Source organism: Sharpea azabuensis DSM 18934 (genome assembly GCF_000702165.1).
Lineage (GTDB): Bacteria > Bacillota_I > Bacilli_A > Erysipelotrichales > Coprobacillaceae > Sharpea > Sharpea azabuensis.
The window spans coordinates 1-12,476 of record NZ_JNKU01000013.1 but is presented as its reverse complement, the minus strand read 5'-3'; the positions used below and the strand labels follow the sequence as shown (position 1 = coordinate 12,476).

Here is a 12,476-nt window from a genome sequence, read left to right as displayed (position 1 = left end):
ATGAATATCTTTTCTAAGGTGGATGAAAGCTTAAAATGCGATATACTTATACAAAAGGATGGTGAGTGATATGCGTCATTTTGAAGAGAGCAGAGCGTTTATTGAAAGTTCACTATGTCCTTTTGTCGTTCTTGATACAACTCATCGTAAAATACGAGTTGTACTTCTCTCTAAAGGACTCAAGGATTATATGGGACTTTGTGATGATGATATTGAGAACTATATTGAACGTTTTAAGCTCTATCCTGAATATTTTATCTATGATGAAGATCTTTATGCCATGAGAATGGGATTACGCTACATTTATGATCATCGTAATGAAGAGATGCGTGTGCGCTTTCGCTTTCATTTACGACAAGAAGATCCGTATGTCTGGTTTATGAGTTATGGCCAGTATCTCAATAATCAGGAAGATAGCTATCTGATGATTGAATTGCATAATATTGAAAATGAACAAAGGGAATTGCGTAGTGCAATCAAAAGTTCAGTACAATCACATGCCTTGCTTGAAAAGATTCTTGATACAACCCAGACAAATATCTTCTGGAAAGACAATGAAAGAAGATTCCTTGGTGCCAACAAAGCCTTTCTCCAATATTATGGCTTTACTTCACTTGATGACATTCTTGGCAAGACGGATGAAGATATGGGCTGGCATAATGATCCTGGCCCATTCAAAAATGATGAGGAACGTGTTATCAAATATGGTGAAAGCACCCATCGTATTCATGGTAAATGTGTCATTCGTGGACGTGAATGCGATATTGTTGCCTCAAAGGCACCACTCTATATTGATGGCGAGATTGCTGGATTGGTAGGGAGCTTTGAAGACGTAAGTTCAGAATATCGCCAACAAAAAGAAATACAGAAGCTCAATGGTGCCCTTCAGACAGCTTTGAAGAATGAAGAAAAGGCGAATAAGGCAAAGAGTGAATTCATGGCAAGAATGTCCCATGATATGCGTACGCCTCTAACGACAATCATTGGCCTGAGTGAATTGGCATTAAAATCAGATAAATATCAAGATAAAGAAACGATGTCCAAGATTATGGATGCCTCTCGTTATTTATTGGAATTAATCAATGATGTACTTTCAAGTGAGAAGTTTGATAGCGGCAAGATGAAACTCTATGCAGATATATGGGATCATGATGCTATCATGTCTTCAATCTATAATATTGTTAAGCCTTCTGCTGATCGCAACAAACATACATTTGTATTTGATGTCAAGAAGGATGTTGGTAAGATTCTTATTGATCGTAAATGGCTGATGCAGATTCTTATCAATATCTTAAATAATGCCATTAAATATACGTATGATGGAGGAAGAATTGAGTGGCATGAGAATATCTTTGAAGAAAATGGTCAGATGATCATGGAACATGAAATTCGCGATAATGGAGTTGGTATTTCAAAAGACTTTGTAGAAACAAAGCTCTATGAACCATTCACGCAGGAACATAATCCCTTGACGAAGTCCCGTACATCCAATGGATTAGGGCTTTCGATTGTGAAGAAGGCTGTTGATTTATTTGGGGGAAGCATTACCTGCCATTCAGAGCTTGGTGTTGGGACAACATTTATCTTACGCATTCCTTTTGGGTATGGTGAGGAACAAAAGAAAGAAAAGAAAATGCAGGATTTGTCAGGCAGACGTGTGCTTATTTGTGAGGATGTGGCCATTAATGCCATGATTGTCAAGTCAATGCTGGAAAGTCAGAATGTAGAAGCGGACATTGCTGAAGATGGGCTCGTGGGCTTACAAAAAGCTACAGCGCATAGTTATGATATGATTTTGATGGATATGCAGATGCCCCGTCTTGATGGCTTGCAGACGACCAAAGAGCTAAGACGAATGGGCTATCGTAAACCTATCATCACTCTTAGTGCGAATACTTCTAAAGAGGACATGGAAAAATGTCAGCAAGCTGGGATGAACGATTTTCTTGAAAAACCTGTTACTCTTGAAAAGCTTGTGGAAATGATGCAGAAATATGTTGGAAAAGAGTTTGTGTAAGCAAGCTCTTTTTCTTGTTTGAAATTGTAAAATGAAACAATTCCGTCATACTTCTGTGTTAGAATATTTTTGAGGTGTTAAAAAATGTCTATTTATGGTGAATACTTGCCTGCTCTAAAAGAAGTGATGGAGAGAATTGTAGGTAGAATAGAAAGTTTTAATGAAGCTTATCAAAAAGAACATGGAGAACCGCTCTATGAACATTTAAATTATCGTATTAAGAGTGAGGAGTCCATGCTTGAGAAACTTGAGAGAAAACATCTAGAAGCAACAACCTATAATGCCTTGGTGACATTAAAGGATGCCATTGGCTTACGTATTGTCACAACATTTGTAGATGATGTCTTTGAAGTCGTGCGTCTTATAAAAGGTTTGGAATTTGTCAACGTTGTAGAAGAGAAAGACTATATCTCCCATGCGAAAGAAAATGGCTATCGTTCCTACCATATGATTATTCAAGTCACAAGTCATCAAAAAGATGTTCTAGGACATCAGCCTGGATCCTTCTATGTGGAAATTCAAATTAGAACAATTGCCATGGATTCATGGGCTGCTTTGGAACATCAGATGAGCTATAAGAAGAATATAAAAAATCGCGAACTCATTTCATCTGAATTAAAGAGAGTTACGGATGAACTTGCGAGCTGTGATCTTTCGATGCAGACAATCAGAGATCTTATTAATAGGAGTTGATTTGTATGAGAATATTATTAGCTGAGGATGAACATGATTTAAAAAGAGCCTTGGTCGCTGTGCTGACGCATAGTGGATATGATGTTGATGCGGTGGAAAATGGGGCTGAGGCTGTAAAGTTTGCTTCAATGAATGCTTATGACTGCATGGTGCTTGATATCATGATGCCTGTCATGAATGGCATGGATGCCTTAAGTAAAATACGTGAAGCTGGTGATCGAACACCCGTTATCTTTCTAACAGCCAAAGCTGAAGTCGAGGATCGCATTAATGGCCTTGATGCTGGGGCGGACGATTATCTGACTAAGCCGTTTGCAATCGGTGAGCTGATAGCCCGTATTAAGAGTCTGACAAGGCGTCTAGAAACATATACACCTAAAGTGCTTGAAGCTGGCAATGTCATTATGGATATTGATGAACAGGAAATAAAATGTGAGAATGCTGTAAGACTTGGTGGTAAGGAAGCTAAATTGATGGAATATTTTATGTTGAACAAGGGGAAGATGCTTTCGACAGAAAATATCTTCAATCATGTCTGGAAGGACGATGAGGATGCTTCAATTGATCTTGTTTATGTCTATGTTTCCTATCTCAACAGCAAGCTTAGTGCGATTGGAGCAAGTATTGTCATTGAAGGTGAAGAAGGTGCAAATTATCATTTAGTGCAGAAATAAGGTGGTGAGTTTATGATTAGAAGATTAAGGTGGCGATTTATTGGTTCAGCTTCAGTAGCTTTGCTTGTTGTTCTTGTTACTATTATTGGCATTATTAATTCAGCCATCCATGAACGTGCCTACAACCGTATTTATACAACCCTGGATTATATCGTTGCGCATAATGGCTATTTGCCTAAAGTCAAAGGTCAAAGTGATGACAATGAGTACTTTACACCGGAGACATCCTATGAGACACGTTATTTCACCATTGTTTTCAATAAAGATGGTACGCTTGCCAAGGCTTCCATGGACAAGGTTGCTGCAATTACAAAAGAAGATGCCATTGCTTTAACGAGGCAGGTGGATAATGATAGAGGACATATAAAATATGCGGATCTCACGTATTTTTATAAAGTGGTAAATAAGAAAGATGGCAGCAGGATGATTGTCTTTATCGATGGAACAAATCAGTCAAGCTTTGCCTCTTCGATGTTGTCAATGAGCTTATGGCTTGGTTTTGGTTCCTTTGTCGTATTCTTTGGCTTATTATGCTTGCTTTCAGGCAAGGCTATTAAACCCATCATACGCTCCCAGCAGCAACAAAAACAATTCATTACCAATGCCGGTCATGAACTCAAAACTCCTCTTGCCGTAATTAGTGCTAATACTGAAGTCATGGAAATGATGAATGGCAAGAATGAATGGACGGAGAGTACGATGAAGCAGGTCAAGCGCTTATCAGGTTTGGTTTCAGAGCTTGTCACGATTGCACGTCTTGATGAACGTGAAGATATTATGCTGGAACACTTTGATTATTCAGAAACAGTCAAGAGTGTCGCTCAGGATTTCAAGTCAGTGGCTGCTGGTGAGAACTTAACGCTGAAAACGGATATTGAAGATCTTGTTTTTGTCAAGGCGGATAAAAAGCGTCTACATGAACTTGCCAATATTCTTGTTGATAATGCGATTAAATATTGTGATGAGAATGGTACTGTCCTAGTTACCTTAAGTAAGGGCAGACGTGTAAGATTAACTGTCTCCAATGATTATCGTAATGGTGCCAATATCGATTATTCACGTTTCTTTGAGCGCTTCTATCGTGAAGATAGTTCCCATACGCATATTGGTAAGGGTGGCTATGGGATTGGCTTGTCGATGGCTGAATCGATCGTTGCAGCATGCAAAGGAAAAATCAGTGTCAGCTGGAAAGACAATGTGATTACCTTTGAAGTGCTCTTATAATCTTGTGAGATAATTATTTCATGTGTATAATAAATGCAAAAAGGAGAGAATAGATGAAAGCTTATAAAGATTTATCAAAAGAAAAAAGACAAGAAGAATTATCTCGTTTAAAAGCTCAATATCAGAAATATCTTGATATGAATTTATCACTTAATATGGCAAGGGGTAAGCCAGGAAGTGATCAGCTTGATTTGTCAAGAGGTATGTTGGATGTCATTAATGCAGAATCTGATTTAACAGCATCGGATGGCACGGATGCAAGAAACTATGGCTGTCTTGATGGCTTGATGGAAGCTAAGAAGCTCATGGCTGATATGATGGATAGTAAGCCTGAAGATATGATTATTTATGGTAATTCCTCATTGAATATCATGTATGACCAGATTTCTCGTAGCTATAGTTTTGGTGTGATGGGTGAAATGCCATTTTGTAAGCAGGGCAAAATTAAGTGGCTATGCCCAGTACCTGGCTATGATCGACACTTCGGTATTACGGAGTTCTTTGGCTTTGAGATGATTAATATTCCGATGGATGATTATGGTCCAAATATGGATATGGTTGAAGAATATGTCAAAGATCCTACAGTTAAAGGTATCTGGTGTGTACCAAAGTATTCTAATCCAGGTGGAGTCGTATACAGTGATGAAGTGATTCAACGCCTAGCAGCACTAGAACCAGCTGCCAAGGACTTTAGAATTTATTGGGATAATGCCTATTGTGTACATCATCTCTATGAAGAAATCAATATTCATGATATCTTAGAAGAATGTAAAAAAGCAGGACATCCTAATCTTGTCTATAAATTTGGTTCAACAAGCAAGATTACATTCCCTGGCGCTGGTATTGCAGCCCTAGCAACATCACAGGACAACAAGAAAGATATCCTTAACCAGATGAAACATCAGACGATTGGTCATGATAAGCTTAATCAATTAAGACATGTACTTTACTTTAAAGATATCAATGGCTTAAAGGAACATATGAAAAAACATGCGGATATTATCAGACCTAAGTTTGAAGCTGTTGAAGAAATACTTGATCGTGAATTAACAGGCTTAGGTGTTGGCAGCTGGAGCAAACCTAGAGGTGGCTATTTCATTTCCTTTACTGGCAATAAGAACACTGCAAAGGCAATTGTTGGTAAGATGAAAGAAGCTGGTGTTGTGATGACAGGAGCAGGCGCAACATACCCATATGGCAAGGATCCAGATGATGCAAATATTCGTATTGCACCTACATTACCGCCACTTGATGAAATAAAATTAGCTGCTGAAGTCTTTGCGACAGTCGTAAAAATGGTCTCTCTAGAACAATTAATTTAAATTCAAAAAACGTCCATATAATGGGCGTTTTTTCTATTTCTTAAGATTCTTAATTTCTTAAGAAATTGCTTAAGAAATAATTAAGAAACTCAAAAAATGTTGATTTTATCAATAAAATATTTGACAAAAATTCTTAAGTTGTGTATAGTAAAACAGAACTTAAAAAGCGAGGTAAATTTATGATGAATTGAAAGAAATTAAGTGCGTTAGTATTAAGCTTAGCTTTAATCTCTAGCGTACAAGTGTCAAAAGTTAACGCTGAAAATATTAAGGAAACAAAACAAGAATTAATTACCATTGATGTTGCATCACAGGCAGCTTCAACAAAAGATAGCTTACAGGTTGCTCATGAAGAGACAGCCAATGTTGTAAAAGAAACAGCTGCAAAGATTCAGGCAGAAATTGATGCCCAGAAAGCAGCTGAAGAAGCAGCAAGAAAAACCGCTGAAGAAAAAGCAAGAGCAGAAGCTGAAGCAAAAGCTAAGGCTGAAGCAGAAGCTAAAGCAAAGGCAAAAGCAGCATCTCAGGCAAAAGCACAGGTACAAACAACACGCTACGTTAGTCGTGGTGGCAGACTTACAAGAAGTGCCGGTGTATTCAATGGCCCAAGTGGTAAAGAATCTTTTTATAATATGAATATGAATAACGTTGTCAGTGCTATGCGCGCTAGAGGCAACAATGCAAGATATTGGGTAAGAGAAGATGGTGTAAAGATGCTTGGTGACTATGTCATGGTGGCAGCTAACTTATCCATTCGTCCAAAGGGCACTATCCTTCCTACATCATTAGGTATGGGTATTGTCGTTGATACGGGATCATTCGCATTACGTAATCCAACACAATTAGATATCGCTACTGCATGGTAGTTTTTAGAGTCACGAAGAAATCTTCGTGGCTTTTTTTAATGCGGATTTTACATAGGACAAGTTGTTTTGGCTATAAAAATCTAGAATAAAACGTTAGTGATATATATACCATTATGTTGATGATATTGTGATTATGTGACGAATATTAAGTATACATTATATAAATTCATGTTATGTGTATTCTATTTAACTTGAAATGTTATAAAAAAATAAAATAAAGATGTAGATATATCATTTGGGATAATACTATGAAGGGAGATTGAAATTTATGTCTACATTTAGAAAGCTATACTAGATATGTTGTCTAATGCTGGCTATGGCAGGCATCCTAGCTTTTTCTAGTGCGCCTGTCTACGCATCTGGATCAGCTATTTCCTTGTTGGAGGAACCTGCACAAGAGGTCGTTGAGACAGAGTTTGGGAAGACGCAACAATATAAGCTGAGTGTTAAGAACAATGGCAGTGACATATCATATGTACGTATTTCTGCCACTGTTTCGGATTTAAAAACAGGTGCTTCTTATGACGTTCATGTTAAAGGTGAAAACTGGAAGAAGTGTGGGGAATATTATTATTTTGAACCTGCACTTGCATCAAAGAATATTTCAACGCCAATGTTTGTTGATGTTACATTGAAAAATAGTGATGTTTCATTATCAAAGGTTAAAATAAGTGCCTATGCTGAAGCTGTTAATGCAAGTGAAGTTGATAAAGCTGATTACTCAAAAGATGAACCATGGAAAGATAAAGCACAAGTCATTACTAAAGCTGCAAAAACAAATGGCTCATCAACAAACATGAAGAATACGCATCAGCCAGCAAAGAAGACGAAATTGCTTAAAACTGGTGACAATACACAAATAGCTCTTTATGTCTTGATATTAGTTGCTTCTAGTGGTGCTATTATTTATGAAATGATGCGTTTGTTTAAAAATCACAGAGGGGAGGAATAGTAATGAAAAAAATAACACGTTTTCTTGCATCTCTTGCTGCTATTTTTGTGATGATGCTTCTTTGTGAAGTCAGTGTATTTGCATATTCTACAACCCGCTCTAATACGCAAGATATAACATATATTGCGAGAAAGAATATGACAGTAACTTTTACTGTTGAGTATGGTACATTTGAAGATGGATCAACAGATCCTATTACATTTAGTGTGCCTTATGGAAAAACGTTATCTCTAAATCAAATTCCAACAAATATGAAGCCTGCTGCTGGCTATACAGCTCATGGAAGCTGGAGTCCAGCAATACCGGATACATCCACTGAAATAACAAAAGATATTACTTATACTTATAGCTTCCGCCCACCAGTTGTTACATATCATGCGAACGCGAAAGACGCAGTATTTGCAGGAGGCAAAGATACTCATATTGTTGGCTATATACAAAATGATAAAACGAATAAAAATGATGTTGCCAAAGGATATGAGTATCAAGATCCTAGTAGAAAAACATATCGCTTGATGAGCTGGAACTACACTCCTGATGGTACAGGTAAAACTTTTGATATAAATACTGCAAAGATAACTGATGATATTGATGTTTATGCAGTGTGGAAGAAGAAAGAAGCAACATTTATAGATGGTCCAGCTTTCCATGATAAGATTCTAAGTCTATCACATAACGCAAAAGGGAACAGTTTTAGTGCGGGTAGCTATAGAATGGTCAATACAAACATTGAAGCCATTAAACATGCATCACAAATACCAGAAAAATATAAGACAAGCACAAATCTTGTTTCAACACAAGACTCTGATTATAAAATCTATGCATGGTTTGTTGAAGATAAGCCTAATGGAGAAGGTACGCTATATTGGTGGAGTGAAGCAACTGCTGATGGTGAACCTACTTATATGAATACGGATGCTGGTTCAATGTTTAGTTGTCTATGGAAACTAAAGGATATAAGTGGGCTTGCAGACATGGATACAAGCAGAACAACATCATTTAGTGAGTTATTCTATTCTTGTCCATCTTTATCGAATATATCTCCTATTGCAAAATGGAATACTTCAAAAGTCACAAACCTCAATTGGCTATTTGGTGGTGCGAACTGGACACCAAATCAATGGGGAGTAGACACACCAAAAATAGGATGTCTAAGTTTGCGTAACCTGGATGCTTTAAAAAATTGGGATGTCCATAATGTAAAGAGTTGTTGGAGAATGTTGACTGGAGCATATTATCTTAAAGATATCTCTGGTATTAAGAACAGGAATTTACCTGTTGAGCTATTTAAAGACAATGATAATAATGCAATGTTCCAGTATACATCATTCCAATATCCTATCCCTGTATTCAATAAGTTTACAGGCATTATTAATGGTCAATCATATCAAATGGGCTCTATTGTAAGATTGCATATGAATGGTGGAACATATACATATAGTAGAACTGGAAGTAAGTATGATGATCCATTCGATTATACTGTATCGGAATTTGATATCTGTGGATGGAAGGCATCAAAACTATCTGCTTATAAACCGGTTCGTGAAGGTCATACTTTCTTATATTGGAATACGAAGCAGGATGGTACAGGTAAGACATATCTTCCAACGGATATGAGTCCAGTCTATAATCGTGATGATTGTAAGGTATATGACTTATATGCTATTTGGGATTCTCCTGCTCCAACAAAAATGAATGCCACAAATAGTTGTAATAATTAGAATATTTTGAACCAGGATACTTATTGCACCTGGTTCTTTTATTTTCAAAATATGAAAGATGATTGTTTTTTATAAGAGAATTTGAACTGGGATTTTTTCATGATTGATAATGTGATATAATGTCTTCGATGATTAAATGGAGGAGAATATTATGCCAGCAAAATCTACGAGAAAAAAGAAGACACGTGCAGTGAGAAAAGCTGTAAAGTCTGTGAAAAATGATACAAAAGTTGCGACTGCTAGTCCTGTTAAAGCAGCCGATGATATAAAAACAACAGTAAAAACTGCGACTGAAGTTAAAACAGCAGAAAAGAAAACTGAAACTAAGGTAGAAGCAAAACCAGCTGCAAAGAAAGCTGAAGCTAAGGTGGAAGTAAAACCAGCTGCAAAGAAAGCTGAAACTAAGGTTGAAGTGAAACCAGCTGCAAAGAAAGCTGAAACTAAGGCAGAAGAAAAAACAGCTGAAAAGAAGGCTGAAACTAAGGCAGAAGTGAAACCGGCTGAAAAGAAAGCCGAAGCTAAGGCAGAAGTAAAACCAGCTGAAAAGAAAGCTGAAACTAAGGTTGAAGCAAAACCAGCTGCAAAGAAAGCTGAAGCTAAGGCAGAAGCAAAAGCGGCTGCAAAGAAGGCTGAAACTAAGGCGGAAGTAAAACCAGCTGCAAAGAAAGCTGAAGCTAAGGTAGAAGCAAAACCAGCTGAAAAGAAAGCTGAAACTAAGGTTGAAGCAAAACCAGCTGCAAAGAAAGCTGAAGCTAAGGCAGAAGCAAAAGCGGCTGCAAAGAAGGCTGAAACTAAGGCGGAAGTAAAACCAGCTGCAAAGAAAGCTGAAGCTAAGGTAGAAGCAAAACCAGCTGAAAAGAAAGCTGAAACTAAGGTTGAAGCAAAACCAGCTGCAAAGAAAGCTGAAGCTAAGGCAGAAGCAAAAGCGGCTGCAAAGAAGGCTGAAACTAAGGCGGAAGTAAAACCAGCTGCAAAGAAAGCTGAAGCTAAGGTAGAAGCAAAACCAGCTGAAAAGAAAGCTGAAACTAAGGTTGAAGCAAAACCAGCTGAAAAGAAAGCTGAGACTAAGGCAGAAGTGAAACCAGCTGAAAAGAAAGCTGAAGCTAAGGTGGAAGAAAAGCCAGCTGCAAAGAAAGCTGAAACTAAGGTAGAAACAAAGCCTGTTGAAGAGAAGAAAGAAGAACCTGTAAGAGAATTACCACAGCCAAGAAGAAGTGTGGCATTCATTGGTTCTGAATGTTATCCATTTGTGAAGACTGGTGGATTAGGGGATGTTATGTATGCATTGCCTAAGGAATTAGCTAAGCAAAATTGTGATGTTAAGGTTATCTTACCTCGTTATGCTTGTATTCCTGAAAAATATCAGAATAAGATGGTTTATCGTGGATCATTTGATATGAACTTATGTAGTGATGGTCGTTCATTCTATGTCGGAATTATGGAATATGTATGGGATGGCGTTGTTTATGACTTCATTGATAACCAGGAATTCTTTACAAATGGTAATCCATATACGAACTTAATTGATGATATTCCAAAGTTCTGTTATTTCTCAAAAGCTGCTTTAGCTGCATTGAACTATATGGATTGGGAACCAGATATCATCCATTGCCATGACTGGCAGGCTGCACTGGTTCCTGTATATCTTGATACAATGTTTAAAGATACACCTATTGGTAGAGCAAAAACAGTTCTAACAATTCATAACTTGCGTTTCCAGGGTGTTTATGACAAGAAGATGATTTCTTACTGGACTGGACTTCCTGACTATGTCTTCAATAAAGATGCCTTAACTGTAAAATGGTTGGATGCTAATATGCTTAAGGGTGGTCTTACTTATGCAGATGCAATTACAACAGTATCTGGCACATATGCATGGGAAATTCAGACACCTGAATATGGTGAAGATCTTGATGCACACTTAAGATATCATTCAGGCAAGTTAAGAGGTATAGTCAATGGTATTGACTATGATATCTGGAATCCGGCAACTGATCCTAGACTTGCGAATAACTATGATTTAGGTAATGTCTTAACAGAAAAACGTAAAAATAAGAAAGCTTTACAGGAAGAATTAGGCTTAGAAGTTGATGATGGTAAGTTTGTGATTGGTCTTGTTTCAAGATTGACTAACCAGAAAGGCTTGGACTTAGTCAATGAAATCTTACCTCAGCTTATTGATGGTAATACACAGATTGTTATCCTTGGTACAGGTGATGCTCAGTACGAAGATAGCTTTAGATATTATGAAAATGCTTATAAAGGACAAGTATGTTCAAATATCATGTATGATGAAACAAGAGCACACCATATCTATGCAGGAGCAGATGCATTACTAGTGCCTTCTCGCTTTGAACCATGTGGATTAACACAGTTAATTGCAATGCACTATGGAGATATTCCTATTGTCAGAGAAACTGGTGGTTTAAAGGATACTGTTGAACCTTACAATGAATTTACAAACTGGGGCAATGGCTTCACATTTGACCGTTATGAATCTGGATTATTGTTGGATGCTATTAACAGAGCGAAGACACTCTATTTCACAAATAGATGGTGCTGGGATGAGATGGTACAGCGTAACATGGACAAGGATGTAAGCTGGGAATCTAGTGCAAGACAGTATCGTGATCTCTATGTCGATTTAACAAGATAATAAAAAGATTTGTCTTTATATTTGAGGTCTGCTATGCAGACCTCTTTTTCCTTATTTATCATTTTGATGCTTTACAGTTACAAAAGAAAAAAGTGAAATATATTGATATAATCGATATATTTCACTTTTCTATAGATTATTTTTATAAAGTTCCCGACAGAAAACCCACGTGCCCTTGGGCCGTGGGATGAATGGCGGTTAGGGATATGATATAATATACATACAGGAAATCCTGTTTCCTAGTCTTTAGAAAGGGGAAAGCTGTATGCATCTTACCGTAAAACAACAAGTAAAGCATCTTTCAAAGGAAGACTACAAAACTATAAAAGAACTGTGCCATATAGCAAAGAA

At 37.3% G+C, this 12,476-nt stretch carries 9 protein-coding genes; all 9 read left to right on the top strand.

Annotated features, from left to right (window positions below; genetic code table 11):
• Window positions 1-70 precede the first annotated feature (70 nt).
• Complete coding sequence (locus tag T529_RS0103985) at window positions 71-2,017, top strand: PAS domain-containing hybrid sensor histidine kinase/response regulator (protein ID WP_033162330.1); 1,947 nt, start codon at window positions 71-73, stop codon at window positions 2,015-2,017.
• Window positions 2,018-2,101: 84 nt separating this feature from the next.
• Entirely contained in the window at window positions 2,102-2,710 is a 609-nt protein-coding gene (locus tag T529_RS0103980; protein WP_033162329.1) for a GTP pyrophosphokinase, read from the top strand.
• A gap of 5 nt (window positions 2,711-2,715) precedes the next feature.
• A complete protein-coding gene (locus tag T529_RS0103975; protein WP_033162328.1) occupies window positions 2,716-3,384 on the top strand; it encodes a response regulator transcription factor in 669 nt (222 codons plus the stop codon).
• 12 nt (window positions 3,385-3,396) lie between these two features.
• Window positions 3,397-4,608, top strand: coding sequence for a sensor histidine kinase (locus T529_RS0103970; protein ID WP_033162327.1), 1,212 nt, complete (start codon window positions 3,397-3,399; stop codon window positions 4,606-4,608).
• A 53-nt stretch (window positions 4,609-4,661) separates the two neighbouring features.
• On the top strand, window positions 4,662-5,930 hold the full coding sequence (locus T529_RS0103965; RefSeq protein WP_033162326.1) for an aspartate aminotransferase type Ic: 1,269 nt from the start codon (window positions 4,662-4,664) through the stop codon (window positions 5,928-5,930).
• A gap of 242 nt (window positions 5,931-6,172) precedes the next feature.
• On the top strand, window positions 6,173-6,796 hold the full coding sequence (locus T529_RS0103960) for a hypothetical protein (RefSeq protein ID WP_033162325.1): 624 nt from the start codon (window positions 6,173-6,175) through the stop codon (window positions 6,794-6,796).
• Window positions 6,797-7,103: 307 nt separating this feature from the next.
• Window positions 7,104-7,748, top strand: a complete 645-nt coding sequence (locus tag T529_RS0103955; protein WP_033162324.1) for a hypothetical protein — start codon at window positions 7,104-7,106, stop codon at window positions 7,746-7,748.
• Window positions 7,749-7,750: 2 nt separating this feature from the next.
• On the top strand, window positions 7,751-9,469 hold the full coding sequence (locus tag T529_RS0103950; protein WP_033162323.1) for a BspA family leucine-rich repeat surface protein: 1,719 nt from the start codon (window positions 7,751-7,753) through the stop codon (window positions 9,467-9,469).
• Window positions 9,470-9,620: 151 nt separating this feature from the next.
• The gene (locus T529_RS0103945) at window positions 9,621-12,125 is read left to right on the top strand and encodes a glycogen synthase (RefSeq protein WP_033162322.1); all 2,505 of its coding nucleotides are present in this window, start codon (window positions 9,621-9,623) and stop codon (window positions 12,123-12,125) included.
• Window positions 12,126-12,476 lie beyond the last annotated feature (351 nt).

Bases quoted from the DNA above. Each gene is read 5' to 3' on its own strand.
- T529_RS0103985 (WP_033162330.1), top strand. From the start codon at position 71: ATGCGTCATTTTGAAGAGAGCAGAGCGTTTATTGAAAGTTCACTATGT.
- T529_RS0103980 (WP_033162329.1), top strand. From the start codon at position 2,102: ATGTCTATTTATGGTGAATACTTGCCTGCTCTAAAAGAAGTGATGGAG.
- T529_RS0103975 (WP_033162328.1), top strand. From the start codon at position 2,716: ATGAGAATATTATTAGCTGAGGATGAACATGATTTAAAAAGAGCCTTG.
- T529_RS0103970 (WP_033162327.1), top strand. From the start codon at position 3,397: ATGATTAGAAGATTAAGGTGGCGATTTATTGGTTCAGCTTCAGTAGCT.
- T529_RS0103965 (WP_033162326.1), top strand. From the start codon at position 4,662: ATGAAAGCTTATAAAGATTTATCAAAAGAAAAAAGACAAGAAGAATTA.
- T529_RS0103955 (WP_033162324.1), top strand. From the start codon at position 7,104: ATGCTGGCTATGGCAGGCATCCTAGCTTTTTCTAGTGCGCCTGTCTAC.
- T529_RS0103950 (WP_033162323.1), top strand. From the start codon at position 7,751: ATGAAAAAAATAACACGTTTTCTTGCATCTCTTGCTGCTATTTTTGTG.
- T529_RS0103945 (WP_033162322.1), top strand. From the start codon at position 9,621: ATGCCAGCAAAATCTACGAGAAAAAAGAAGACACGTGCAGTGAGAAAA.